The sequence below is a fragment of the Deltaproteobacteria bacterium genome (assembly GCA_016709225.1).
GTDB lineage: Bacteria > Myxococcota_A > Polyangia > Nannocystales > Nannocystaceae > Xiheibacterium > Xiheibacterium phototrophicum.
Window position 1 is genome coordinate 312,353 of record JADJEE010000001.1, and the last position, 25,963, is coordinate 338,315.

The window sequence follows — 25,963 nt, forward strand, 5'->3', positions numbered from 1 at the left end:
GCTGTCAAACGCCAAAGCCGCGCAAGGGCGTCGGGGGCGGCGCGGGCCCACGTGCGCGGTCGCGGGCGCCACCGGCATCGCTGCAGGTGGCGCCGGCGCGGACGCTTCGGGGCGCCGGCGCTCGCGGTGCACGCGGTGCGAGGGCCCATGCGTGCGCCGGTGCTCGCGGCCCGCCGTCGACCCCGCGTTGGCGGTTGCGGGCGCCCAGGCGCTGCGCTAGCGTCCACGCCGTTGCGACCGACTTCGCACTCCCTGCTCGCACTCGCGTTGCTCGTGCTCTCGGCGTGCAGCGGCTGCACCACGCCCGAGGCCAAGACCCCGGACGCGACGCCGGCCGAACAGGCGCCCGAGCCCCCGAGCGAGCGCGACAAGGCCCGCAGCGAGCTCGCGGGCGGCGAAGAGATCAAAGAGGCCCGCGGGGTCTCCCTCGACAAGCTGTCGGACTCCCAGAAGACCTCGTTCTTCCAGATCATCAACTCGGAGCCGAGCGCCTGCGACAAGCCGCACAGCATCGCGGTGTCGCTGCGCGACGACGGCTCCTGTCGCGACTCGTTGGTGGTCGCGCAGCTCATCGCCGACGCGCTGGTGCAGGGCGCGACCGTGTCGGCGATCCGTGACGCGCTCGACGTCGTGGTCGCGGGCCTGAAGCCGCGGGACATCCCCACCAAGGGCCGGCCGGTGTGGGGCAACGAGAACGCGCCGGTCACGGTGGTGGTGTTCGCCGACTTCACCTGCCCGCACTGCCGCGCCGAGGTGCCGAAGCTGCGCGCGGCGATCGACCAGTTCCGCGGCCGCGCGAAGCTCGTGTTCAAGTACTTCCCGCTGCAGGGCCCTGGCCACGAGCGCTCGCGCTTCGCCGCGCTGGCCGCCGAGGCTGCCCACGAGCAGGGCAAGTTCTGGGAGATGCACGATCAGATCTTCGAACACTTCGGCGTGCTCGAGGACGAGGACATCATGGGCTATGCGCGGGCGGTCGGGCTCGACCTCGACGAGTTCCGCGCGTCCTACGAGGGCAAGAAGGGCGATGCCCGCATCGACGCCGATCGCAAGGACGGCGAGACCCTCGAGATCGGCGGGACCCCGGCGGTGTTCGTGAACGGTCGCATGATGAACGAGCTGCTGTTCGGCGGTACGCTGCCCGGGTGGATCGACGACGCGCTCAAGCGCTGACGGTGGTGGGCGCGTGAGCGAGGCCCCTCGAGTGCAGCCGCGACCGTGGATCGAGGCCTTCGCGCCCGCCACGGTGTCGAACCTGGGCCCCGGCTTCGACTGCCTCGGGCTCGCGCTGCGCAGCCGCGGCGACACCGTGCGCGCGCGTCGTCGCGACGACGCCGGGGTTGCGTTGCTGCGTGTCACCGGCGATGGCGGGGCGCTGCCCTGCGATGCGCGCAACACCGCCGCCGTGGCCGCGGCGGCGTTGCTCGCTGCCCACGCGCCCCACGCCGGCGTCGAGCTCGAGCTCGACAAGGGGCTGCCGCTCGGCAGCGGGCTCGGCAGCTCGGGGGCCTCGGCGGCGGCGGCCGTGGTGGCGGTCGACGCTGCGCTCGCGCTGGGCCTGCCCGCGACCGCGCTGGTCGAGGCGGCGCGCGCCGGTGAAGCCGCGGCGTGCGGCGCCGGTCACCCCGACAACGTCGCGCCGGCGATCGTCGGCGGCATCGTGCTCATCCCCTCGTTGTCACCGCTGCGCCTGGTGTCGCTGCCGACGCCGCCGTCGATGTGGTTGGCGATCTACACGCCCGGTTGTCAGGTGCCCACCGCGACCGCGCGCGCGGTGCTGCCGGCCGCGGTGTCGCTGGCGGCGTGCGTGCAGCAGGCCGCGCGGCTGGCGTTGTTGGTGCACGGCCTGCACGAGCGCGATCTGTCGCTCGTGGGCGAGGCCATCACCGACGACATCGTCGAGCCCGCGCGCGCGGGGCTCATCCCCGGCTACCTCGACGCCAAGGCCGCGTGCTGCGAGGCCGGAGCGATCGCGTGCAGCATCAGCGGTGCGGGCCCGACGACGTTCGCGATGACCGCAGACCGCGGTCGCGCCGAGGCCTTGTTGGGCCTGCTCGACGAGGCCTTCACGGCTGCGGGCGTCGCCGGACGCGGCTTCGTGGATCAGGTCGGCGGCGGCGCGCGGGTGATCTCCGCCGTGCTCCACTGACGCGGCGAGTGCCCCGTTGCGTGCATCGTGCCGGCGTGCTCGCTCGGGCGCCCATGCCCCACGCCCGCGCGTGCGGTGAAGCCAAGAACGCGAGTGATGTCCGACAGGCATGGATCCTGCTCACCTTCGCACGCCATGACGCAAGCCAACGCAGTCCACACCTCCAATGATCGCGACGTCGATCGCCTGAACGCGATGCTCCGAGGCGAGCGCTCCGCGGTCGAGACCTACGCCCAGTGCATCGAGAAGCTCGATGCGCAGGGCAGCACGCTGGGCGCACAGCTGCGATCGCTGCAGGCGTCGCACGCCGCGCGCGTTGGCCGACTCAGCCAGCGCGTGTCGCAGCTGGGCGGCACCGCCGACACCGACTCGGGCGCGTGGGGCACCTTCGCCAAGCTCGTCGAGGGCGGCGCGGCGGTGTTCGGTGAGAAGGCCGCAATCGCGGCGCTCGAGCAGGGCGAGGACCACGGCAAGAAGGTCTACGAGGACCTCGACGGCGTGGGCGAGACGACCCGCCAGTTCGTGCTGCGCGACCTGATGCCCGAGCAGCGTCGCACCCACGACGCGCTCGCAGCAATGAAGCGCGCGATGGACTGAGCCTCGCCACCGCTGGCCGCCAGCATCGACGCCCGCGCACGCGTGGGCGACCCGCCGCTTGCGCCACGCGAGGGCTGGTCGCACGCGTGCGCGTCGTCGCCGTGCGTGCGCAGGTCAGTGCCGCTGCGGCGCAGGACGCTCGTCGTCGTCAGGCAGGGCCACGACCGCGAACGACGAGAGGTACGTGGCCGAGGCCGCGAGCGTGCCGTTCTCGGCGTCGAAGTCCCGGTCGGCGAGCAGGTTCCACGTCGCCTCGCGCTGTGCCCACAGCCCCAGCTCGCGATCGCCGGCGTCGTCGAGATCGGCCTCTTCGAGCTCGAGCGTCAGGCGGGCGGGGAACAGGAAGCCGGTACCGCGCGGACCGACCTCGTAGCAGGGGCCGAGCGCATCGAGGTGCATCGCCGTGCAGTCGACCTGGTCGATGGTGATGTCGACGTCGTGGGACAGCGCGCCCTCGGCAATCTCGAGCGAAAGCCGACCGTCGGCGGATACCACCGTGCCGCCGCGGGGGCCGACGGTCGCTCCGTCGGTGCCTTCGCAGCCGGTCAGCGTCACGCAAGCGACGAGCGCGATGTTCGCGAGGCGCATCCTTCGGTCTCTCCCTGCACCCACTTCGACACCACCGGCCCTGGGCTTTACGGCCTCCATGACGAGTTTCCCGCGCGAGGGGACCATGATGTTCCCGGGAGTACTTGCGGAACATCAGCCTTTCCAGCAGTCCAGCCTTGGGCCGGGAAATCGGACCGTATTGAGCAATACGCGTCCCGCGGTCATCGATCGCGCGGGCTGCGTCGCTGGGGCGATCTCGGCGTCAGGTGCCGCCGGTGGTGCCCGAGCTCGACGAACCGTCGCCGTCGCCGCCGCTGTCGCCGGTCGCGAAGCCGTCGCAGCTGGTCGGCGGGAACGGCAAGCAGCCGTGGTACTTCGAGTGGCAGGGCGAGCAGTAGGGCGTCGCCGGGTTGATGCTCACGCAGTACTCACTGCCGGGCCGATCCTGGTTCGAGCAGTGCTCGGGGTTGGGGATGCGACAAGCCATCCCGAGCACGGCCCCGAGCGCCGCCGCGGCCGCAAGCCAGGCCCCGCGCGCCCTCACGGCAGCACCCCGACGATCATCCGCGGACGCCACCACGCGCTGCGCTTGCGCATCGACTCGTCGCGGCGATGGCCGACGATGCCTGCGGCCAGCACGGCGATGCCGGTGATGATGAGCCCGCTGCCGACCGCGAGCAGCACGGCGCCCGGCGGACGGAAGCTCTTGAGCATGGTCGGGTCGTCGCGCAGCGGCGTCTGCGGCTGCGCGAGCAGGGCCGCGCCGCCGGCCGCGACCGCGGCCCCGGACACCGACAACGCGATGCCGGTGAGGGCCAGGGTGCGGCAGCGCTGCAGCGGCGCCATGCAACGGCTCGAGACCCCGGTGGCACCGTCGTCGCTGCCGACCTGCGCGCGATCGCGTCGGCGTCGACGATCGCGGTTGCGCGGCTGCGGCGTGTCGTCGGGCACGACCTTCACGGCGGTCCCGCTGCCGGTGTCGGTCGGGCCGACCACCGGCTTGGGTCCCGTCGGCTGCACCGGGGTCGGCTCGCGCGAGGTCGGATCGACCGGCGTCGGCAGCACGACCTCTTCGCCCTTGGTGCCGGGCATGTACACACGCTTCGGCGTGCCGGGCGTGGCGGTCGGCGGCGGCACCGTGGGATCCGGGATCGCCGGGGCGGGCTCGGTCGGGGTCGGCACCGGCGTCGTCGGCGTGGGCACCGGCGGTGGCGGTGGCTCGAGCGCCGCCGTACCGGCACGCGCGCTGGTGACCGGAGCGGTCAGCAACACGACGGCGAGCGTGGACGCGAGCGCCTTGTGCATCGCCGTCGTTGATACCACAGCCGCGGTGGCGTCGGCGAGCGGGCCGACACGAGCGCGCGGCCCCACGTGCACGTCGGCTCCCGCTACTGCGGGGCCATCCGCGTGCTCACGCGTGCGAGCTCGGCGACCGGCGACAGCACCGCCCGGGTCAGCGCGCGCGCCCACGGGCGCCGCGCGATGAGCTGCGCGAGGCTGGGGCCATTGGCGTAGTAGAACTCGATCCACGCGGTGCCGAAGCCCGAGCGCCGCAGGTACAGATCGCGGAACCATCGCAGCGCTTGCACCTGGTCGGTCCATGCGCCGCCATAGGCCGCGGTCGCGATCACACAGAAGCCGTCGACGGTCTGGAACTTCTGTGCCGGGGTCTCGATCTCGCTGGCCACCAGCGCGCTCTTGTTGCTGCAGCCGTCCTCGTAGCGCAGGCCGATCTGATAGGTGTACTTGCCGAACAGCTCGTCGAGGTCGCACCACATCGGCGCGCCGGGTTCGATCGGGCCCGAGCAGTCGGCCTCGGTCGGGACCTGCTGGATGGCCGCGCCGACGTTCGACTCGTCGAGCGCCATGTCGCCGCTGCGGTAGTAGAGCCGCACGTTGCGGACCCCAGCGGTCACCGCGTCGGCCGGGATCGCGAAGTGGACGCGCACGCGATCGAAGTCGATCGGTTCGAGCTCGAGGTCGGTGGCCGCCGGTAGCGGATGGATGTCGCAGCCGCCGCCCCAGCCGCCGTCGTCGCCACCCGAGCTGTCCGAGCCGCTGTCACCGGCGGAGTCGGTGTCGGTGGGGTCGTTGCCGCTGCCGGGGCCGTGGCTGTACACGCCGAAGCGGAAGGTCTCGCCGTTCTTGGTGTACAGCTCGAGACGATCGGCGCCGCTGCCGAGGTCGGCGGAGATGCTGCCGTCGGGCGGGTGCACGGTGCCCGCCGTGCCGTCCCACTCACCGTAGCCGGCGTACATGTCGACGCCGGCGAACTCGGCCTTCGACGGATCGAACTCGACCGCGTACACCACCGAGGGCTGGCCCAGGTACTCGACGCCGTAGCCCGACAGGCGCGGATCGACGAAGTGGTCGGTGTCGCGATCGAAGGCCCACGCGTCGTTCTCGTCGTGCTCGAGGTTGATCTCGATGTACGCGGTCATGGGCCCGCGATCCGCGATCTCGCGCGGCACGATGGTGGTGACCAGCTCGGGCTCGTCGCCGACCGGCGTCGCGCCGGTCACCGCGTCGAGGTCGTTGAGCGAGCCGAACATCATGACGTCGGGGTGATCGCCGCCGTCCTCGAACGTGACGAGGTCGTTGCGCGGCGGGTAGGGCGTCTCGCCGCCGTCGAAGCGGCCCTTGTCCGACTGGAACGTCGCCGGCGAGGGGCACGTCATGGTGTCGGTCGAGATGGTCTCGTTCTCGACCTCGGAGAGCGGACGGCAGAAATACGGCTCCGGTGAGCTCGAGTTCTCGTGCCAGCCCAGCGAGTCTTGATCCGAAGGGTCGTCGTCGTGGAACTGCAGCGACGGATAGGTCTTGCCGCGGGCGTAGGCCCACACCGGCAGCACCTGCGGACGCGGGCCGTAGGGGAAGCGCCAGCTCGACAGGAAGTCCCAGCGGCCCGGGCGATTGCCGATGCCCAGCGTGCCGGTCGCCTGCGTGACGAACACGTCCTGCACGAACACGCCGTTGGCATCCACCAACCAGATCGCGATCTGGGCGTTGGGCACCGGCTGGTAGTGGAACTCGACCAGGACGTCGTCACCATCGGCGGCGCGCGTCATCGACGGCACCGCGAGTGTGATCCCGAGCGCGAGCAGACCCCACGGACGTGCGCGACAAGCCACGGCGGGAGTATAACGTGCACCCGTGAACGCGCCGGTACCCCCGGGCAACTCGTGCAGCGCCGGCCGCGGCGACGACCGCACCGTCGGCCGCGGCGCGGTCCCGTCGGCCCGTGGGGGACCGCGCCGGCGGTGGCTCGTCGCGCTCGCGACCGGGCTGCTCGCGTGCACGGCGCCCGTGGTCCGTGGCACCGGCGGCGGCGTCGAGGCGCAGGGGGTCGTGCTCTCGGGGGCGCCGCCGCTGGCGATCGATCGCCTGCCGATGCCACCGCTCGATGCGCCATGGCGCCCGCCACGGGTGGTGGCCGGCGATCCGGAGCCGTTGGCGGCGGTGCTGCACGACACCGCGCAGCTGCGCGTGGTGCTCGGACCCCGCCTCGACGGTGCGATGTGGCGGCGTCGACTGACCCTGGCGCTCGCGACCATGGACGTGGCCGCGGCGCCGCAGTTCCTGCCGTCGCAGTCGGTCGCGGCCGCCCTGCCGCTGCCACTGCCGGCGGTGGCGCCCGCCGATGCGGGCGCGCTCACGCTGCAGCCGTCGTTCGTCGCGGGGCTCCGCGCGGCCGCGGGCGACGGCCTGGTGTTGGTGATCGACGACGCGGTGATCGACGAGGCTGCGTGGCGAGCGAGCCCGGCGCAGACCACCGGCAGCTGCGATGCGCCGCTGCAGGCGCTCGCGCGCGGGCAGGAGCAGGGCCTCGCGCAGCTCGAGCCCTTCCTCGACTGGGCCGACGCCGCGTTGTGGTCGACCTGGCGGGCGGCGCTGCGTGAGCGGCTGCCCGCGCTGCAGCGTCGACTCGCTCCATACGCGCCGCCGCGGCAGCGCCGGGACTTCGTCGACGAGGACGCCTGGCGCGAGCACGAGTGCGGGCACGCCAGCGCGCAGTGGCTCGAGCACTACGTGCACTGCGCTGCGGCGCCGCGGCCCTGCGAGTGGGCGCCGCGGCTGCTGCTGGTCGGTGGCGCGAAGGTGGCCGCCGCCGAGCCCAGCGTGTTCGTGCCCGAGGGCTGCCCCGCGGCGGTGGCCGGCGAGGTGCGAACCTCGGTCCGCGAGGCCGCACGCTTCGCGGCGCGCAGCGCCGGTGCAGCCTTCGATCCGCAGGCGATCACGCTGGCCGATCGACTCGCGCGCATCACCGACGTGCATGCGGCGCTCGACGACGTCTGCGCGCCGCGACGCCGCCGCTTCGCGGCCGCCGACCTCGCCGACGCGCGGGCACGGCTGGGCGCGATCGGTCGCGCGTTGGCGTCGAGCGAGCCCCCGGCGCCGTCGCGCTGGCGGGTGTTCGATGCCGCCGACGACGGGCCCGCACCGGGGCTGCCGTTCCACGTGCCCGGGCTGGGGCCGGTGCACGAGTTCGCTCGTTTCGATGTGCCCGCGTCCGCACCGGCGGCGCGCGTCACCGAGGGCGCGAAGGCGCTGCGGCAGTTCGTGCTCTCGCGTGCGCTGTGCCGCTCGGGGCAGCCGCTGTTGCCACTGGCGGTGATGCTCGTCGATCCGCGAGCGGGGGCGGTGAAGTGGTTCGGCTACCTCTACGACGAGACGCTCGCGTGTGGTGAGCTACCGCCGGCGGGATGGGACGATGAGGCCGTCGTCGCGCCGTGACGCGCCGCGGTTGCGGGCCGCGTGGTGTGTGTGGCTGCTGTCGGCGGCGTGCGGCGAGTCATCCGCGCCGCCGCCCGAGCCCACGACCGCGAGCGCGACGCAGTGGCGCGCGGACGCGCGTCGGCAGCTGCTGCGCGAGAGCTGTCGCGCCGGTGGACGCCTGCGCCGCTGCGCCGGCATCGATCGCGATCGCTGCGAGCACCTCATGGTCGGGGCGCTGGCCCGCTGCACCGATCTGCTCGCGCCGGGCTTGCCCGCCCACATCGAGGTCGACGACCGCGGGCGCCTCGACCAGTGGCAGGGCTGCGCCTGGCACCACGTCGGCATCACGCTGCTCGAGGGGCCGCAGCCGCTCGCACTCGACCTGCCGTGCCTGATGACGCCGGGCTAGGCGCGCGCGGCCCGACGCGCCCGCCAGCGCTGCCACGCCCATCGACCGATCACCGCGTAGACCTCGAGCGCAAAGAAGAGGAACAGCGGATCGTACGAGGCGCGGTGGCGTGTGCCGCCGAAGTACAGCGCCGCGGTCACCAGCACCGCGACCATGTGCACCGCCAGCCAGCCCTGTCGCACCAGTCGCCGTGGGCCCAGCGTGAACAGGAACAGCAGCGAGGGGATCGCGAACGCGATCTCGTAGATGCGGGTCCACACCCGCGCCGGCTCGCGCCACTGCCCGCGGCCGGAGTCCGGCCACGGCACGTTGTAGCGCCACAGCAGCGCGACGTTCAGGTAGGTGTACTCGAGCTGCCGCCACAGCGTGGTCTTGTGCAGGCACTCGCGGATGTACGCGTTGTGCCGCTCGCGATCGCCGATGTAGCCGGGGTAGTTGAGCACGTCGCCGATGATCGGGTTGAGCTTCACCGGTGGCTCGACCCCCTCCTTGCGCTTGCGCTCGAGCAGGTTGTTCAGCTGCAGGAACTCCGGCGGCCGGAAGTGCACCTTGCCGTGGCCCTTGCCGTCGGGCAGCGACTCGATCTTCGAGTTGTGGCAGCGGCCGAACACCATGTTGAAGGGGCCGTTCTCCGACACCAGCCCGTTGCGCCCGGTCTGGTAGCGGAAGTGCGCCGCCGACAGGCCCAGCAGGATCGCCAGCGGCACGCCGGCGCCCACGAAGTGCAGCAGCTTGACCCGCGGCAGCGCGCGTCGACGCCACAGCCAGTAGAGCCCCAGCACGCCGACCGACATCAGGATCTGCGGGCGGAACCACGCCCCGAAACCGGCGGCCGCACCCATCAGCACCGCGTCGCGCATGCGGCCGTGATCGACCAGGCGGATCGAGCACCACACCGCGAGCATGAAGCACACCGAGAACGGCAGCTCCGACAGCAGGTAGCCGCCGATCGAGAGGTACGGGTAGTAGCAGACCAGGAACAGGCCCAACACGTGCGGCACCCAGCGCACGGTGCTCACCCGCAGCGCGATGCGGTGCGCCGCGAGCACGCCGAGAGCACCCATCAGCGCGTACGCGACCCCCAGCTGGCGGAAATCCTCGAGCCCGAACACCGCCTTGAACGCGGCCGCGAACGCGTGGGTGCCGAAGGGAAAGAACGCGTGGTACTCGAAGTGGCCGAACGGCTCCTTCACGAGCCTGTCGGCCCGCGAGTTGTAGCCGTTCATGTCCGAGTAGATGTACTCGCCCAGCGGATGGGTGACGAGGTTCCAGTGCAGGCGCACGAGCAGCGCGGCCACGAAGATCGCGATGGACCAACGTTCCTCGACCACAAAGGCGCGTAGGCGCTGCAAGCGAGACGGCGACGACACGGGCGACAATCGACCCCGGCGTTCTACCACGGGCCGAGCGCGCCGCGGGCCCGGCCGCGGCCTGCCCGCCCGGCCTCACTTCTTGCGCAGGCCGCGATAGCGGAAGCTGACCTCGAGCTGCTCCTTCTCGCCGAATGCGAGCAACTTCTCGTAGTACGTGCTCTCGCCCGACAGGGGCAGGCTGACCTGCACCGGCGTGGCGCCCTGGCCCATGGCCGCGCCGCCGGTCGGCGGGCTGGCGCCGAACTCGTTGGCGAAGTCCCGCTGCTGCTGCGGCGGCTGGGCCATGGCGGGGGCGTCGGCCGGGACCTGCACCACCACCTGCGACGTCGGGATCGGGTTCGACAGATCCTTCACGTGGCGCAGCGTGCCCTCGTGGGAGCGGCGCGCGACCTTGGTGCCCTCGGGCGAGTAGACCTCCCAGCTGACGTAGGTGCTGGGCACGTCGGCGACCGGCAGCTTCGCGTGGAAGGTGCCGCGGCCGCTGTCGTCGGTCGGCTCGCCGCTGTCGACATACACCACCTGCACGGCAAAGGCCGACAGCTCGCCGCCCTGATCCTGCGAGCGCAGCAGTGGCACCATCACGCGGCCATCGCTGGCCTTGGCCGGCTGCACGCCGCGGCCCCCCACCGACGCGCTCCACAGCTCGGCGCCCTCGGGCAGCGCGAGCTTGAGGAACTGACGGCGGTTGTTGCGGACTTGGTAGCTGACCGAGGTGAGCCGTCGACCCTCGCGGGTCCACATGGTGGTGGCGCGGGTCTGATCGAGCAACGTGACCAGCACCTCGACGTCGGCGTGGCTACCAGTCGCGACGCCGATCTGCGGGTGGGCGCCGACGTACTTGAAGCCGAACAGCAGCGGCTGATCGGTCACGCCGAGGATCGCGGCCGGCAGCGCGCGCACGTCGACCGGCGTCGCGCCCTCGACGGTGCCCGACGCGATCTCGAGGTTGCCGCGGGACTCGATCCCCACGTAGCCCTTGGCCCGCTCGGCGCCGATCGGCGACACCACCGGGATCGCGAGGTCCTTGGCGTCATCGGGCATCGCGCGCTCGAGCTCGACCACCAGCGTGTAGCTGCCCTCGGCCGCGAAGTTCAGCACCACGTCGAGCTTGCCGTCCTCGCCGAGCTTCCAGTCGCGGATCGAGGTGCCGCGGACGTCGAGCACGGTCATGCCCTTGGGCACCTCGTAGGCGAACTTGTCGACGCCGGCGAAGAGGATGGTGTGCTGGATGGTCGTGGTCGAGCGCAGCACACCCTCGCCGAGCGAGACCAGCGCCTGCACCTCGGCGTAGACGCGCGCGCTCTTCTTCTCGGCCTCGGGAATCTCGCGCTGCCACTGCACCGTCAGCGAGCCGGTCGCCGGCAGCGTCGCCTCGACCACGCGGTTGCCACCGACGACCTTGTCGCTCGACAGCTGCGCACCGATGACGCTGAAGTCGAGGTCCTCCTTGGCCGGCACCGCGAGCTCGACCTCGGTGGCGCCCGACGGCGCGAGCTGGAACGACAGGCTGCTCTGGCCCTCGGAGGTGCCCACCGCCACGCCGAATTGCAGATCGAGATCGAAGGCGCCGCGGCGGTCGGTGACCAGCGTGTAGAACCCGCCCTCGATCACCACCGGCGCCTCCTTGCCGCCGATCTTGGCCGACTGCAGCGCGACCGTCGCCGGCAGCAGCGGGATGCGGGCCCAGCCGCGCGTGCGCAGCACCTCGATGTGCTGCTTGGCGCGGAACACCGCGGCGCTGGGCTTGCCATCCTCGAACACGACCTCGCCGCGGTAGCGCGCCGATGCCAACGCGCCCTCGCGTGGCGGCTCCTCGTCGCGCTTGCGCGTGCTCTCGTAGAGCTTGAGGAACTCCTCGAGCTTCATCGTCACGCGCTCGGGCGGATCGTCGGCGCGCACCGACGTGGGCCAGGCGAGGGTGTAGGCGAGGAGGGCGACCAGGGGGGCGTTGCGCATGGTGGGCTTGTTCCTTGGGGCGATTTCACGGGGACGGGCGAAGGCCGCGGTGCAGGCGACGGGAGCGGACGCGCAGCACGTGCTGCGTGTCGGGCCCCCACAGATCGAAGGTGTAGCGGATGGTGTCGCCGCCGCGGATCGGTAGCAGCACGCGGGGGCCGAAGTTGGCAGGCACCTCGGGCGCGGGCTCGGCGTGGTCGACGAAGGCCTCGGTGGCGATCGTGCTCTCGGCACCACCGAGGCCGTGCTCATCGCCGGGGACGACGAGCGAGCTGGCGCCCGACCACAGCTTCTGCACGCTCGAGTGCTCGAGCTGCGCGCGCGCGGCCGACTCGCTCTTGGTGGCCTCGAGCTCGGCCGCGAGCTCCTCGGCCTCGAAGTCGTAGACCTGCGACTCGTCCTGCTCGAGCTTGTCGAGCGAGCGGTTCTCCTGGATCGCGCGCTCGAGCTCGTGCTCCGCGGCCGCGTAGTCGCCGGCGGCGCGCAGCTGCTTCGCCCGCGCCTTGCGCTTGAAGTTCTGCGTCCGCAGCCCACCCGCGCGCGCGCGGGCCTGGTCCTTCACGCGGCGCAGGACCCCGGCCTTGCCCGCCAGGCTGATCGACACGTCCGAGGACGTGGTCGTGGCCTCCGGCTCCATGGGGGAGGCCGGCGCGGGCGCGTTCAGGATCATGAGGTTGGACTCGAGCTTCTCCGCGTTCTCGCCGCCCAGGCCTTGGCCGCGCAGATCGTCGATGGCCGCCTGCGCGCCGTCGAAGTCGTTGCGGTTGTAGGCCTCTTCGGCCTTGCGCAGCAGCTGGTCTTCCTTGGCCTGGCGCATGGCCTTGCTGTCCTCGAGACTCGGGTCCTCGAAGTCGTAGAGCGCGGTGCCCGAGGCATCGCCCGCCGGTGCCGCCCCAGTGGGCTTGCCGGCCTTGCGACTGGCCCGGCGCAGGTCGGTGCGTCGCCACGTGTGGCGCAGGATCCGTGCGACGCCGTCGTCATCCTCGTCGAGCGTCGCCCGCACGTCGCGGGGCAGCGTGAGCTCGGCGTCGATGGTACGGATCGGCGCCGACACCCGCGGCAGCTGCAGCTCGCGACGATCACGTCGGCGCCACGGCGCGCCGTCGAGCAGGACGCTGATCACGACCGGCGTCGCGGTCAGGCCCGCGAGGGTCTCGAGCGAGCGCTTCATCGGGATCAGCACGGCGTCGCCGTCGCGCGCGGCGCGGACATCGACGCCGCCGATCTCGACCGCCAGCAGTCGCGCACGCTCGGGTAACCGCACGCGCAGGTACGACGCGCGCTCGTTGACGACCTCGTAGCGCGCGTTGAGCAGCACCTGCCCGTGCACCGCGGCGGCGAGCTCGAAGCTGGCGCGCTCGATGACCACCGCGGGCGCCTCCACCGGCACGAAGCGCAGCAGCTGCAGCGACTGTGCACCGTGGGGCGGGCCGTGGCGGACCCACGCGGCCTGCGGTTGCCCCTCGACCAGGTCGCGTCCCCAGCTGGGCAGACGCGTCGCGACGGTGGGCTGCCACGACTCGAGCGTCGGAACCACGTCGACGTCGCCGTCGCGCGCGAGCTCGAAGCTGACGTCGTCGCGCGAGGTGCCCTCGAGCGTGAACGACGGCGGCACCAGCTTGGCGTCGCCCGCCGGGGTCGGTGCCGACCACGACAGCTCGAGCGCGACCTCGGTGGTCACCGGGCTCTGCAGCTCGACCTCGAAGTGATCGCCCTCGTGCGCGACCTTGCGGACCTCGGGACCTTCGACCCGCACGTCGGCGCCGACGCCGGTGGCGGTGAAGGCCACCCGCGTCAGCTCGCCGCGGCGCAGCGCCCAGCGCAGTCGCGCGCGCCCACGCAGCTCGGCGTCGCCGATCGAGAGGCCGATGCCGATGCGGCCGATCGCGAGCGGGCCCGCGCCGTCGTCGGTGCGCGGCGGTGGACGTGGGCCGAGCCGCAGGCCTGCGGCGCCGCCCCAGGTGCGCCCGTCGTGGCGCAGCATCGCCGGCTCGTCGACCGCGTCGAGCCGCAGCCCCAGCGCGTCGTCGATCACCGCCTCGCCGATCGCCGCCGGCAGCAACGCGAACGTCTGCTCGCGCTGTCGGGGATCGCCGGTCAGGCGCGCGCGCAGCTGCAGCTCGCGATCGCCGTCGACCCACGCGATCACGTGGGTCGGTTCCCCGCCGGCGGCGGCCGCGGGGCGACCGTCGAGCGTGACCGACTCGACCACCAGCGGGCCACCGACCAGCGCACCTGCGAACCATCCCGGCTCGTCGGCGTGCAGCGTCCAGCGCACGCGGAGCTCGAGGCCGCGGTCGTCGGCGACGACGGTGATCGTGCGGCGCCGCGCGTGGGCGGCGGTGCCGCGCGGCTGTGGGCCACGGGCGGCGTCGCGCAGCGCGAGCGCGGCGGCGCCGTCGAGCTCGACGGTCTGGTCGGGCGCGGGCGCGCGCAGCAGCAGCATGAGGGCGAGGGGCAGCAGCATCACGTCGACGGGGACGGCTCCCGTGGGGCGCCGAGCATAGCGGGTCGGGCCGGCGAACGATCCTGGCGCACGCCGGCTTTCACCGCAGCATTGTCCCAGACGCCGTTCATCCGTGGCGCGGTCCCACGATCGCGACGGCCCCACGTTCCTGCACGCGACACCGCGGGACGCGGACCGACCCGGCATGCTCCAGCGACGGCCGGCTCCGATCGCACGCGCGATCCGAGTGGCTTCGTGGCTTGCCGATGCCGCCCGGGTCGCTGTATGCAAACGGGCCGATGCCGCGCAATTCCGTCGCCCGACTCCCCGCCTACCTCGTGGTCGCTGCGCTTGCGGCCGCCTGCGGGCGCAAGACCGCGACGACGACCCCCGATGTCGCGACACCGACGGCCGCGACGGTCGACGTCGCGGCGCGCGAGCGCATCCTCGCGGACTCCGATCTGCCGGCCCTGCTACCCACGCCGCGCAGCGACGACCCGATGGCCATCACCATCGATCGCCTCGACAACGGCATGTCGGTCTACATCAGTACCGATCGCCAGTCGCCGCGCTTCGCCGCCTGGGTGGTGGTGCGCGCCGGCAGCCGCCACGATCCACCGGACTCGACCGGGCTCGCGCACTACCTCGAGCACATGTTGTTCAAGGGCAGCGACGAGTTCGGCACCATCGACTTCGAGCACGAGGCGCCCCACGTCGCCCGCGTGCGCGAGCTCTACGCGAAGCTGCGCGAGACCAGCGAGCCGGCCGCCCGCACCGCCATCATGCGCGAGATCGACGCGCAGACCCAGGCCCAGGCCGCGTTCGCGGTGCCCAACGAGTTCGATCGCATGTACGCGAGCATGGGCATCGAGGACGTCAACGCGTTCACCAGCGACGACATCACGGCGTACATCTCGATGGTGCCGAGCAACCGGCTCGAGGGGTGGAGCCTGGTCGAGGCCGAGCGGCTGGCCGATCCGGTGTTCCGCCTTTTCTATCCCGAGCTCGAGGCGGTGTACGAGGAGAAGAACCTCTCGCTCGACGACCCCGACGATCAGGTGTGGGAGGCGCTCAACGCCGCGCTCATGCCCAAGCATCCCTACGGTGCGCAGACCACCATCGGCACCGTCGAGCACCTGAAGACCCCGGCCTACCAAGACATGGCCGATTTCTTCGCGCGCTGGTACGTGCCCAACAACATGGCCATCGTGCTCGCGGGGGACATCGACCGCGAGACCGCGCTGCCGCAGCTGCAGCGCGCGTTCGGGCGGCTGGAGCCCGCCGCGCTCGCGAGCCCGCACGCGGGTACGCTGTCGCCACCGACCACCCGCGTCGCCCGTGAGGTCGTCGCCGAGGGCGAAGAGGCGGTCGCGATCGCGTGGCTCACCGTGCCCGCCGGGCACCCCGACGAGGCTGCGCTCGAGGTCATGGATCGCGTGCTCGACGACGACACCGTCGGGCTCATCAACACCGAGCTCGTGCTCACGCAGAAGCTGCCCGATGCCGACAGCTTCCGCGTGCGCAACCGCGAAGCCGGCTACGTGGGGGTCCGCGGGGTCGCGCGGGCGGGACAGTCGCTCGCCGAGGTGGAGCAGCTGCTGGACGGCGCGATCCAGAAGCTGCGCCGCGGTGAGATCACCGATGCCGACGTCACCGCCGCCAAGCTGCACCAGCAGGTCGAGCGCAAGCTCGCGGCCGAGTCGAGCGTCGTGCGGGTCGCACAGATGGCCGAGTCGTTCGCGCAGCACCTGCAGTGGCACGACGTGCTCGCCCACGAGGCCGCGCTCGATGCGGTCACCCGCGAGGACGTCGTGCGGGTCGCGAAGGCCTACCTCGGCGAGGGTCGCGTGGTCGTGACGCGCCGCCACGGCACGCCGACGCTGCCGAAGATCGACAAGCCCCAGATCACGCCGGTCGCGATCGACTCCGGGCGCAGCAGCGCGTTCGCCAAGCGGATCGCGGCGCTGCCGAGCAAGCCGCTCGAGCCGGTGTGGGCGGTCGAGGGCACCGACTACGTCCACCGCAGCCTGCCGGCGGGCGACCTCATCGCCGCCCGCAACCCCCGCAACGACCTGTTCACCCTCGTCTACGCGTTCGAACGCGGCGAGCGCAAGGCGCCGCTGCTGTGCCACGCGCTGGCGCTCCTCGATCGCAGCGGCGCCGGGGCCGACGAGGCCGAGGTCTTGCAGAAGCGCATCTACGCCCTCGGCGCGTCGGTCTCGACCCGCTGCACCGCGGAGGTCAGCGAGGTCGAGATCTCGGGGCCCGACGCCGCGCTCGAGCCGGTGCTCGCGTTGGTCGACGGGTGGTTGGCGGCGCCCCGCTTCGGCAAGGAAGTGCAGGCCGACCTGCTGGCCAACACGCTGTCGGAGCGGCAGGACGCGATGGCCGACGACCGCACGCTGGCGGCGGCGCTGGACGCCTTCGCCAAGTACGATCGCCGCAGCGCGTTCTTGCAGGAGCCGAGCAACCGCGCGCTCGCGCAGGCGCGCCCGAAGGCGTTGGCGTCGCTGCTGCGCACGCTGTTCGACCACCGCCACCGCACGCTGTACTTCGGCCCCCGCGACGCCGACGCGGTCGCGAAGATCGTCGCGCGCGGGCACGCGCACCGCGACGTCGGCGAGGTCCAGGCCCGCGTGTTCCGCCGCGTCGACGGGCCGCAGATCTTCTTCCTCCACAAGCAGGGCGCCAAGGCCAACGTGCGGCTGGTGCTGCCGCAGCCGCCGCTGCCCCGCGAGCGCCGACCCGCCGCCGAGCTGCTCTCGCAGTACCTCTCGGGCAACATGGGCGCGCTGGTGTTCCAGGAGATCCGCGAGTCGCGGGGCCTGGCCTACAGTGCGTGGTCGAACTACGACTTCGGCGCGCGCCCCCGCGATGCGTCGGGTCTGTTCGGCGCCGTCAGCACGCAGGCCGACAAGGTGCCGGTGGCGCTGACGACGTTCCTCGGGCTGCTGCGCAGCCCGGCCGTGCAGGCGCCGCGGCTGTCCGAGGCCCGCGACGGGCTCGATCAACAGTACCGCGCCACACGGCTCGACCCGCGCTGGATCACGCGCTGGGTCGCGTCGTGGGACGAGCTCGGTGAGGCGACCGATCCGCGGCCTTGGCTGTGGGAGCACATCAACGCTGCGACGGTGGCCGACGTCGAGGCGCTCACGTCGGCGACCGCCGACGCCCCGGTGATCATCTCGATCGTCGGTGACCGCACGAAGATCGACTTCGCCGAGCTGCGAAAGATCGCGCCCGTCACCGAGGTGCAGGCGTCGCAGCTGTTCTCCTACGGCGCGTTCCCGCCGGGGCACGAGCGCCCAGCCGGCGACGACGCGCCGGCGCAGGCGGAGTAGTCGAGCGCTGGCGCGAACCGGCGTCAGTCCTCGAAGGTCGGGGTCGCGGTGCTGCAGTACCGCAGATAGGGATTGCCGTCGCCGCAGTCCACACGCTCGATGCACGCGACCCAGAACCAGTCGAGGGTGCAGACCTGGCAGATCGGCGTGTGCCCGATCCAACCCGTGAGCCGGCACGCCATGGTCGGATCCTCTTCGCTCGCGAGCTCGTCGGGGAACGACGCGCTCGGTGGTTCGTCCGTGGGGCTGCCGTCGGGCTCGACGAAGTGGTCGTCGAGCACCACGACCTCGTAGTCCTCGACGCCGACCTGCTCGGCGAGCTGCGCCGCGAGTTCATCGAAGTCGCGGGCATCGTCGTCGACGGTGGAGCATGCGGTGGCCAGCACCGAGGGGAGCAACAGGGGGAGCAGCAGCGACGCTGCGCGCATTGAAGTGGACATCGCCCCCCAAGACTGCGGCCCGAGCGGTTCTGATCACGAGGAGCGCTCGTCGAAGGAGCCCCCTCGCGATCGGCGGGGAGGACCGCCCCTGGGCTGCGTCCGCGGCGAAATGCGCGGCCGCGCTGGCGCACGGGCACGTCTGCGGCCTACCATCGGAGGCTGGGGATAATCCCAAGACGGTACGCATGCCCGGCGTCAGGCACATGCTCTCACTCGTCACGTTGCTCGGCCTGCCCGCGCTCGCGTGCGCCGGTGCCAACGGCGGCGAGGGCCTGCTCGGCAACAGCATCGGCGACGGTGGGGCCGGCTCCGCGAGCCACGGTGAGGCCAGCGGCGAGGGCAGCGGGTCCACCGGCGAAGGGGAGGGCGGCAGCGGCACGTCGATGGGCAGCGACGACACCGACGACACCGCCGGCGGCGAGATCTGCAACGGGCTCGACGACGACGGCGACGGCATCGTCGACGATGGCATCCCCGCGCTCGGCTGTGGCATGGGCGTGTGCATGGCCCAGGTGCCGGGCTGTGACGCCGGCGTGCCCGCGCAGTGCTTCCCGGGCTCGCCGACCGACGAGCTCTGCAACGGGCTCGACGACGACTGCGACGGCACCGTCGACGACGAACTCACGCGCAGCTGCGACTCGAGCTGCGGCGTGGGCCAGCAGGTGTGCCGCGGCGGCGCGTGGGGCCAGTGTGACGCGCCGCCACCGACCGCCGAGTCGTGCAACGTCGCCGACGACGACTGCAACGGTCAGGTCGACGACGGTGTGCCAGGCTGCCGGGTCGGCGTGCACCGTTGGTGGCACCCGACCACGGGCGAGCACTTCTACTCGCTCGACGTCAACGAGGGCCTGTGCTGCGGCTTCACGCTCGAGTACGCCGACTACTACCGGCTGTACGCCGCCGCGCAGCCGCAGACGGTGGCGTGGTACCGCTGCTACGGCGACAACGGCCTGCACCACTACACCACCGACGCCAACTGCGAGGGCCTGTCGGTCAACGAGGGCGTCATGGGCTACATCGGCCAGGTCGCGCTGCCCGGCTCGACGCCGTTGCTTCGTTCGTACAACCCCGCCAACGGCGATCACTTCTTCACGACCAGCCAGGCCGAGCACGACAACACCGTCGATGCGCTCGGCTTCGTCGACGAGGGCACCGTCGGCTACGTCTGGTAGCCTGCCGCGGACAGTCAGCGCTGCGGCAGGGTCTCGCCGACCTTCGCGAGCCAGGCATCGACCGCAGCGGCCCGCGCCGGTGCGGGCGGCTTGCCGTTGGCAAAGGCGTCGCGGGCCTTGGCAGCGAGCTCGCGTGCGCGCGCGCGGTCGTCCATCGCGTGCAGGGCCTGGGCGAGCGCGAACTGGGTCTGCGCGAACAGCTGGGGATCGAGGCCGCGGCCGCCGCGAAGCTTGTAGGCGCGCTCGAGTCGCTTGACCGCGTCCTCGGCCTTGCCCTCGCGCAGGTCGAGCTCGCCGAGGCTGGTCAGCGCAAACGCGACGTCGGGGTTGTCCTTGCCGCGGGTGCGCTCCCACAGGGTGAGCGCGCGCTCCTGTTGCTGCCGGGCCTCGTCGAGGCGGCCGGCGGTGGCGAGCGCGTCGCCGAGCTCGCTGAGCGCACGCGCGACCTTGGGATGGTCGCCCCACACGTCGCGCGCGATGGCGTGGGCGCGTCGCAGCGCAGCGATCGCGTCGTCGTGGCGACCGGCAGACTGCTCGAGCGCGGCGCGTTGCTGCAGCAGCGGGATCAGCCCCGCGCTCGATGGACCGAGCGCATCCTCGACGCGGGCGACGGCGTCATCGAGCCGCGCGCGCGCGCGGTCGGGCTCGCCCATGGCGGCAGCGATGCGGGCGTCGAGCGCGAGGTCGAGGGCAGCGTCGGGATGCGCGGGGCCGAACGCCGCGTCGAAGATCTCGCGGGCCTGGCCGAGCTCGGCCTGCGCGTCTGCGATGCGTGCATCGGCGAGCGCGAGGTCGGCGAGCGAACGATGGACGGCGGCGAGCCACCAGGTGTTGGCGGGCTCGCGCTCGAACAGCTCGAGCGCGGTCGCCAGCGACTCGCGGGCGCCCGCACGATCGCCTTCACCGGCGATCACCTGCGCCATGTCGAAGCGTAGCTGCGCCTCCGCACGGCCCGACAGCCGCACCCGCTTGAGCGTGGCCTCGGCGTGGCGCGCCCACGACAGCCCGTCGCTCGGCCGGCGCAACGTCTGGGTCGAGACCGGCACCAACGCGGCCGCGGTCTTGGCCGCGATGACGTCGTGCTTGAGGCCCGACGACATCCAGTGCGCCTCCTCGAGGTTCTTCCAGCCGGCGTCGGCGTCGAACGCCAACGCCTGCGCCTGCCCCAGGCGAAAGCCGGCCTCGGCCACGAGCGGGCGGTAGTTCTCGCCGTCGGGGGTCGCGATGGTCTGCGCGCGCGCGTAGGCGGCCTGGGCCTCGGCGATGGCCTCGCGCGCGAGCCCGGCGCTGGTCAGCGCGCGCACGCGCATGAGCTGCCGACGCGAGGCCGCGACCGCGTCGGCGATCGCGGGCTCCTGTGGCGGCTCGACCTCGGCGTTCAGCGCCTCGGTCTCGGCGCACTGGGCGATGGGCTGCAGCTCCATCGCGGCGAAGCCGGCGTGGGCGACCGCGATCGGATCGCCCTCGGCGAGGATCGCCGCGAGTGCGTCGAGCTCGTCGAGGCGATCCTGCAGGCACAGGTCGCGGCGCTCGAGCAGCCGCGTGGATTGCTCGCCGCGCAGGTGGGTGGCCTCGCAGGCGTCGGTCTTCATCTGCGTCCACGCCTCGGCGTAGGCGTCGAGCGTGCTCGAGACCAGCGACGCGGTGGCGGGCACGAACGCCCGATCGACCTTCGCGAGTCCCGCGGCGAGCTCGGCCTTGCGCGCGTCGTTCCACACCGCCGGCAGCGCGGCCGCGATGTCGACGCACGCGGTCTGCGGCGGACGCAGCAGATGGTCGGCGGTCGCAACCGTGCCGATCATCGCCGCCGCCACGCCGACGCCGGTGGCGATCTTGCGCCGCAGCACGCGGGGGTCCTTGCCCAGCTCGGTCAGCAGCGCGTCCATGTTGTCGAAGCGCGCCTCGGGGGTCGGCGCCAGGCCGCGCAGCAGCACGCGGCGCACCCAGCCGGGCACACTGGCGCGCTCGGGCGGCTCGCGGACCTTGCCGCTGCGTTTCTGGGCGGTGAGCGTAGCCGCGTCGTCGCCGTCGAACGGCCGCTCGCCGTAGAGCGCCTGGTAGAGCGAGGTGCAGAAGCTGAACTGATCGCTGCGCGCGTCGGTGGGCTGGCCGAGGTGCTGCTCCGGGGCCATGTACGCCGGGGTGCCCATGATCGAGCCGGTCTGGGTCAGCAGCGGCTCGTACAGCGCGGCGTCGTCGTCGTTCCCGACGGCTGCGGGCTCGTCGTCGTCGTCGTGATCGTCGGTGTCGACGACCTCGCTGTTGACCGGTCGCGCGAGGCCGAAGTCCATCACGCGAACGCGGCCGTCACGGCCGATCAACACGTTGTCGGGCTTGAAGTCGCGGTGCACGAGGTTGGCGGCGTGGGCGGCTGCGAGCCCGCGCCCGGCGGGCACGAACACCTCGAGCACCTCGTCCCAGCGGCGCGGCTTCTCGGCCAGCCAGCCCTTGAGCGTGGTGCCCTCGATGAGCTCCATCGCCACGAACACGCGCTCGCCGACGGTGCCGACGTCGTAGACCGTGATGACGTTGGGGTGGGCGAGCTTCGCGAGCGCCTGTGCCTCGAGCAGCAGGCGCGAGCGCGCCCGCTTGCGTTCGCTCTGATTGGGTCGCAGCAGCTTGAGCGCGACCTTGCGGTTGAGCTCGGGATCGTAGGCCGAGAACACCAGGCCCATGCCGCCCTGGCCGATCTCTTCGAGCACGACGTAGCGACCCAGGCGCGTGCCCGGGGTCAGCCCGTGCTCGCCATCGGCGGCGGCGCGTCGCTGGCCCTCGATGATCGTGTCGGCCTCGACGTCGAGCCGGTCGGATGCGACCGGAGGCGCGCTGTCGTCGGCGCTGGCGTCCCGCGAGATCATCGGAGCTTCAGCAGGACCGCATCATACCAGGCCGCGCCGCCGGATGGTCCCGAGAGCGGCCCGGGGCGACGTGGATCGCCTGGGATCGAGCGACTTCACGTGCGTCCGCGCGCGGATCTCCATCGTCGCGGCCCCGCGGCGCGCGGGCGCGGCGGGATCGCGGGAGTGCACGAGGTGGCCGATGGTACGATGCGGCGCGGGTCGATGGTGGAGTCGTTGCAGCAGCTCGAGCGCGCGGGGGCGGAGTTCCAGAGCCCACCGCCGGCCCTGGTGGTGCTGCCGGATCCCGACGCCCGCGTGTCGCCGGACGCCGGCGTGCTCGGGGCCAGCCCGATCCTTCGGCTGGTGTGCGCGGCGCGACGCGTGGGTTTCGATCCGATCCTCTTTGCGCCCGGCACCACGCCGACCGGCCCCGGCGCCCGCGAGGTCGCGACCGGCGATGCGCTCGGGGGACCGGCGCTGGTGGTGTTCGAGACCACCTCGGTGCGCGCGGGCCTGCTCGAGCTGATGGTCGCGCATCCGCTCGAAGACGACGAGCGCTACACGCTGTACGACGAGGCCGGGCGCCCGGCCGCGGCGTTCGTCGGTCGGCAGACGCAGGTGCCCGCCGAGCTGCCGATCAGCGAGGAGCTGCCGTACCCCGAGGGCATCGGGGCGCGCGACGTGGTGCGCGTGGTGTATCCCGAGGACCTCGCGCGTGCGGAGCTGCTGGTGCTCGAGGCCGAGGAGGTCTTCCCCGCCGCACCGTCGGCGTGGCGACGTCGGCTGGGTGTGCCGACGCTGCGATGGATGGCGGCCCGTCGCGGGCCCGTCGCGCAGCTCGAGCTGCTCGCGCTGGTGTTGGTCGCGATGTCGCTGCCGCTGGCGCTGCTCGGGGGCGGGCCGTGGATCCCGCTCGGCGCCGCATGTCTGCTCGCGGGCGTGCACGTCAGCAAGCTGCTGAAGTCGGTGCGGGCGCTGCGACAGTACGTGGCGGCGGACGCGGGTGACGTGGTGGGGCAACGACTCGCGCGCGCGACCCGGCCGCTGGGACACGCCGCGTTCTGCGGCGGCCTGACCTACGCCGTGATCGCCCGCGCCGATCGAGCCGACGTCGCGGGCTTGGTGCTGCTCGCGGCGGGCGCTGGTGCCACCTTGATCGCGTTGGTGCAGGCGCGGTTCCTGCTCCGCGGCCACGAGGCCCCGGTGTTCGCGTTGCCCGACGCACACGCAGTCGCTGCGCGCCTCGGCGCGCGATTGCCCGCGGTGATGGAGGGTGCACCGATGTTCGAGCTGGCGATCCTGCTCGCGGCGTTGCCCGGCGTCCCGACCGCCCCGTGGTCGCTGTTGTTGATGGGCGCCGCCGCTCGCGTGTGGCGCTGGTTCGCCGGCCCGCTCGGGGCCGCAGGCGACTGATCCCGACCGATCGCGCGGTTTGACCCCCCCTGGCACGGATGCTAGGTTTCGAGGCGCTCCGCGGCATTTGTCGCGGTGCAGAGCAAGTCACATGGCACGCAAGATTCCGCTGCTCCCACTCCGCGAGCTGATCGTGTTCCCGCACGAGGTCGTGCCGCTCTTCGTGGGTCGCGAGAAGTCGATCAACGCGCTCGAAGAAGCGATGGCCGACGATCGCCACATCCTGCTGTGCGCGCAGAAGAAGGCCAAGGTCAACGACCCCAAGCCCGAGGGCATCCACACCGTCGGCACCATCGGCACCATCATCCAGCTGCTGCGCCTGCCCGACGGCACGGTGAAGGTGCTGGTCGAGGGCAAGAGCCGCGCGCGGATCGAGAAGTACCTCGACACCAGCAAGTGCTTCTTCGTCGAGGCCGAGCCGCTCGAGGCCGAGGGTGACCCCGACGACGACCCCGAGCTCGCCGCACTGGTGCGCTCGGTGCAGGCGACCTTCGAGAACTACGTGAAGCTCAACAAGCGCGTGCCGCCCGAGCTCGCGGTTTCGGTGCAGAGCATCGAGAGCGCCGCACGTCTGGCCGACACCATCGCCGCCCACGTCAACTTCAAGCTCACCGCCAAGCAGGAGCTGCTGGAGACCGAGTCGGTGCGCGCCCGTCTGGAGAAGCTCTTCGAGCTGATGCAGAACGAGATCGAGATTCTCCAGGTGGAGAAGAAGATCCGTACCCGCGTCAAGAAGCAGATGGAGAAGAACCAGAAGGAGTACTACCTCAACGAGCAGATGCAGGCGATCCAGAAGGAGCTCGGCAGCCAAGACGAGTTCAAGAACGAGATCGCCGAGATCGAGGAGCGCATCCGTCGCAAGAAGATGAGCAAGGAGGCGGCGGAGCGGCTCAAGAAGGAGCTCAAGAAGCTCAAGATGATGAGCCCGATGAGCGCCGAAGCGACCGTGGTGCGCAACTACATCGACGTCGTGCTCGCGCTGCCCTGGTTCGAGCGCACCGAGGACAAGCTCGACGTCGAAGAGGCCGAGAAGATCCTCGACGAAGATCACTACGGCCTCGAGAAGCCCAAGCAGCGCATCGTCGAGTACCTCGCGGTGCAGAAGCTGGTGAACAAGATCCGCGGGCCGATCCTCTGCCTGGTGGGCCCGCCGGGCGTGGGCAAGACCTCGCTGGCCAAGAGCGTCGCGCGGGCCACCGGCCGCAAGTTCGTGCGCGTGTCGCTGGGTGGCGTGCGCGACGAGGCCGAGATCCGCGGCCATCGCCGCACGTACATCGGCGCGATGCCGGGCAAGATCCTGCACGGCATCCGCAAGGCCGGCTCGGCCAACCCGGTGTTCCTGCTCGACGAGATCGACAAGATGTCGATGGACTTCCGCGGCGATCCGTCGGCGGCGATGCTCGAGGTGCTCGACCCCGAGCAGAACAGCGCGTTCGTCGACCACTTCCTCGATCTCGACTACGACCTCTCCGAGGTGCTGTTCATCTGCACCGCCAACTCGCTGCACACCATCCCGATCCCGCTGCGCGATCGCATGGAGATCATCGAGCTGTCGGGCTACACCGACGAGGACAAGCTCAAGATCGCCAAGCAGTACCTGGTGCCCAAACAGGTCGAGCAGAACGGCCTCGAGGGCGTCGACATCCAGGTCGGCGACGCGGCGCTCAAGGAGCTGATCCACCACTACACCAAGGAGGCCGGCGTGCGCTCGCTGGAGCGCGAGACCGGTGCGGTGCTGCGGAAGATCGCCCGCGAGTACGTGCGAGAGCAGCGCAAGGGCGTGAGCTTCAAGGTCGACGCGAAGTACGTCCAGAAGCTGCTCGGGCCCCGCAAGTACCGCTTCAACCGCGCCGAAGAGACCGACAGCATCGGCATGGTCAACGGACTGGCGTACACCAGCTTCGGCGGCGACCTGCTGCCGGTCGAGACCACCATCACCTCCGGCAAGGGCAAGGTCACCCTCACCGGCCAGCTCGGCGACGTGATCAAGGAGTCGGCCCACGCGGCGGTGACCTACGTGCGCGCGCGCAGCCTGGTGCTGGGGCTCGATCCGGACTTCTACGAGTTCGTCGACTTCCACGTGCACTTCCCCGAGGGCGCGGTGCCCAAGGACGGCCCCTCGGCCGGCGTGACGATCGTGACGAGCCTGGTGTCCGCGCTGCTGCGGGTGCCGGTGCGCAAGGACGTCGCGATGACCGGCGAGATCAACCTGCGCGGCAAGGTGCTGCCGATCGGCGGCCTGAAGGAGAAGGTGCTGGCGGCGTTCCGCGCCGACATCACCACGGTGATCTGCCCCCGCGAGAACGAGAAGGACCTCCACGAGGTGCCCAAGAACGTGCTCAAGGCGATCGACTTCAAGTACGCCGACACCATCGACGACATGCTGCGCTGGGCCATCGCACCGCTGGCGGAGGACCACCCCAACGCCGCACTGCGGGCGTTCCTGTCCGGCACCACGCCCACCGAGGCCGACGACTGGCGCACGGTCCGTCAGTTCCAGCGCGAGCGCGAGCGTCAGGAACGCATCGAGCGCAGCCGCGAGAGCGAGCCGGTCCACTGACGAAC

18 protein-coding genes are annotated in these 25,963 nt (G+C 71.9%); 9 read left to right on the plus strand and 9 right to left on the minus strand.

What is annotated here, in order from left to right; all coding sequences use genetic code 11:
* Nucleotides 1–231: 231 nt before the first annotated feature.
* From IPH07_01355 to IPH07_01365, 3 genes are all read left to right on the plus strand, one after another.
* Nucleotides 232–1,170, plus strand: a complete 939-nt coding sequence (locus IPH07_01355) for a thioredoxin domain-containing protein (GenBank protein MBK6916023.1) — start codon at nt 232–234, stop codon at nt 1,168–1,170.
* A 13-nt stretch (nt 1,171–1,183) separates the two neighbouring features.
* Entirely contained in the window at nt 1,184–2,146 is a 963-nt protein-coding gene (locus IPH07_01360) for a homoserine kinase (GenBank protein ID MBK6916024.1), read from the plus strand.
* Nucleotides 2,147–2,281: 135 nt separating this feature from the next.
* Complete coding sequence (locus tag IPH07_01365) at nt 2,282–2,743, plus strand: DUF2383 domain-containing protein (protein ID MBK6916025.1); 462 nt, start codon at nt 2,282–2,284, stop codon at nt 2,741–2,743.
* A 114-nt stretch (nt 2,744–2,857) separates the two neighbouring features.
* On the opposite strand, the gene IPH07_01370 is transcribed toward IPH07_01365, so the two are convergent.
* The 4 genes from IPH07_01370 to IPH07_01385 form a co-directional block, all read right to left on the minus strand.
* Entirely contained in the window at nt 2,858–3,331 is a 474-nt protein-coding gene (locus tag IPH07_01370; GenBank protein MBK6916026.1) for a hypothetical protein, read from the minus strand.
* Between the two features lie 223 nt (nt 3,332–3,554).
* The gene (locus tag IPH07_01375; protein ID MBK6916027.1) at nt 3,555–3,836 is read right to left on the minus strand and encodes a hypothetical protein; all 282 of its coding nucleotides are present in this window, start codon (nt 3,834–3,836) and stop codon (nt 3,555–3,557) included.
* Nucleotides 3,833–4,597 carry a hypothetical protein gene (locus IPH07_01380; protein ID MBK6916028.1) on the minus strand — a complete coding sequence of 255 codons (765 nt, stop codon included), beginning with the start codon at nt 4,595–4,597 and terminating at the stop codon, nt 3,833–3,835. Before IPH07_01380 ends, IPH07_01375 begins: the two co-directional genes overlap by 4 nt.
* An 83-nt stretch (nt 4,598–4,680) precedes the next feature.
* Nucleotides 4,681–6,423, minus strand: a complete 1,743-nt coding sequence (locus tag IPH07_01385; protein MBK6916029.1) for a hypothetical protein — start codon at nt 6,421–6,423, stop codon at nt 4,681–4,683.
* A 22-nt stretch (nt 6,424–6,445) separates the two neighbouring features.
* Here IPH07_01385 and IPH07_01390 point away from each other — a divergent pair, with 22 nt between their 5' ends.
* Together IPH07_01390 and IPH07_01395 are read left to right on the plus strand one after the other, a co-directional pair.
* Nucleotides 6,446–8,026 carry a hypothetical protein gene (locus tag IPH07_01390; protein MBK6916030.1) on the plus strand — a complete coding sequence of 527 codons (1,581 nt, stop codon included), beginning with the start codon at nt 6,446–6,448 and terminating at the stop codon, nt 8,024–8,026.
* Nucleotides 8,004–8,417 carry a hypothetical protein gene (locus IPH07_01395; GenBank protein MBK6916031.1) on the plus strand — a complete coding sequence of 138 codons (414 nt, stop codon included), beginning with the start codon at nt 8,004–8,006 and terminating at the stop codon, nt 8,415–8,417. Before IPH07_01390 ends, IPH07_01395 begins: the two co-directional genes overlap by 23 nt.
* Here the strand turns inward: IPH07_01395 and IPH07_01400 are convergent.
* The 3 genes from IPH07_01400 to IPH07_01410 all read right to left on the minus strand — a co-directional run bounded on the left by IPH07_01400 (nt 8,414) and on the right by IPH07_01410 (nt 14,216).
* The gene (locus IPH07_01400; GenBank protein MBK6916032.1) at nt 8,414–9,748 is read right to left on the minus strand and encodes a glycosyltransferase family 39 protein; all 1,335 of its coding nucleotides are present in this window, start codon (nt 9,746–9,748) and stop codon (nt 8,414–8,416) included. The two genes, IPH07_01395 and IPH07_01400, sit on opposite strands and share 4 nt — an antisense overlap.
* 114 nt (nt 9,749–9,862) lie before the next feature.
* A complete protein-coding gene (locus tag IPH07_01405) occupies nt 9,863–11,746 on the minus strand; it encodes a hypothetical protein (protein ID MBK6916033.1) in 1,884 nt (627 codons plus the stop codon).
* Between the two features lie 25 nt (nt 11,747–11,771).
* Nucleotides 11,772–14,216, minus strand: a complete 2,445-nt coding sequence (locus tag IPH07_01410; protein ID MBK6916034.1) for a hypothetical protein — start codon at nt 14,214–14,216, stop codon at nt 11,772–11,774.
* Between the two features lie 275 nt (nt 14,217–14,491).
* Between IPH07_01410 and IPH07_01415 the strand changes: the two genes are divergently transcribed.
* A complete protein-coding gene (locus tag IPH07_01415; protein ID MBK6916035.1) occupies nt 14,492–17,533 on the plus strand; it encodes an insulinase family protein in 3,042 nt (1,013 codons plus the stop codon).
* Nucleotides 17,534–17,556: 23 nt separating this feature from the next.
* On the opposite strand, the gene IPH07_01420 is transcribed toward IPH07_01415, so the two are convergent.
* Nucleotides 17,557–17,973 (minus strand): hypothetical protein, encoded by a 417-nt coding sequence (locus IPH07_01420; GenBank protein ID MBK6916036.1) that lies wholly within the window; start codon nt 17,971–17,973, stop codon nt 17,557–17,559.
* 185 nt (nt 17,974–18,158) lie between these two features.
* On the opposite strand from IPH07_01420, the gene IPH07_01425 reads away from it, so the two are divergent.
* A complete protein-coding gene (locus tag IPH07_01425) occupies nt 18,159–19,145 on the plus strand; it encodes a hypothetical protein (protein MBK6916037.1) in 987 nt (328 codons plus the stop codon).
* Between the two features lie 14 nt (nt 19,146–19,159).
* Here IPH07_01425 and IPH07_01430 read toward each other — a convergent pair whose 3' ends face one another.
* On the minus strand, nt 19,160–22,003 hold the full coding sequence (locus IPH07_01430; GenBank protein ID MBK6916038.1) for a serine/threonine protein kinase: 2,844 nt from the start codon (nt 22,001–22,003) through the stop codon (nt 19,160–19,162).
* Nucleotides 22,004–22,207: 204 nt separating this feature from the next.
* On the opposite strand from IPH07_01430, the gene IPH07_01435 reads away from it, so the two are divergent.
* Nucleotides 22,208–23,398 (plus strand): hypothetical protein, encoded by a 1,191-nt coding sequence (locus IPH07_01435; GenBank protein ID MBK6916039.1) that lies wholly within the window; start codon nt 22,208–22,210, stop codon nt 23,396–23,398.
* A gap of 91 nt (nt 23,399–23,489) precedes the next feature.
* Nucleotides 23,490–25,958: an endopeptidase La gene (lon, locus tag IPH07_01440; GenBank protein ID MBK6916040.1), complete on the plus strand. Its 2,469-nt coding sequence runs from the start codon at nt 23,490–23,492 to the stop codon at nt 25,956–25,958.
* The last annotated feature ends 5 nt before the right edge of the window (nt 25,959–25,963 follow it).

Excerpts from the sequence above, each read along its gene's own strand:
- IPH07_01395 (MBK6916031.1), top strand. The coding sequence starts at position 8,004 with ATGAGGCCGTCGTCGCGCCGTGACGCGCCGCGGTTGCGGGCCGCGTGG.
- IPH07_01430 (MBK6916038.1), bottom strand. The coding sequence starts at position 22,003 with ATGATCTCGCGGGACGCCAGCGCCGACGACAGCGCGCCTCCGGTCGCA.
- IPH07_01435 (MBK6916039.1), top strand. The coding sequence starts at position 22,208 with ATGGTGGAGTCGTTGCAGCAGCTCGAGCGCGCGGGGGCGGAGTTCCAG.
- IPH07_01415 (MBK6916035.1), top strand. The coding sequence starts at position 14,492 with ATGCCGCGCAATTCCGTCGCCCGACTCCCCGCCTACCTCGTGGTCGCT.
- lon (MBK6916040.1), top strand. The coding sequence starts at position 23,490 with ATGGCACGCAAGATTCCGCTGCTCCCACTCCGCGAGCTGATCGTGTTC.
- IPH07_01405 (MBK6916033.1), bottom strand. The coding sequence starts at position 11,746 with ATGCGCAACGCCCCCCTGGTCGCCCTCCTCGCCTACACCCTCGCCTGG.
- IPH07_01370 (MBK6916026.1), bottom strand. The coding sequence starts at position 3,331 with ATGCGCCTCGCGAACATCGCGCTCGTCGCTTGCGTGACGCTGACCGGC.
- IPH07_01365 (MBK6916025.1), top strand. The coding sequence starts at position 2,282 with ATGACGCAAGCCAACGCAGTCCACACCTCCAATGATCGCGACGTCGAT.
- IPH07_01420 (MBK6916036.1), bottom strand. The coding sequence starts at position 17,973 with ATGTCCACTTCAATGCGCGCAGCGTCGCTGCTGCTCCCCCTGTTGCTC.
- IPH07_01425 (MBK6916037.1), top strand. The coding sequence starts at position 18,159 with ATGCCCGGCGTCAGGCACATGCTCTCACTCGTCACGTTGCTCGGCCTG.
- IPH07_01380 (MBK6916028.1), bottom strand. The coding sequence starts at position 4,597 with ATGCACAAGGCGCTCGCGTCCACGCTCGCCGTCGTGTTGCTGACCGCT.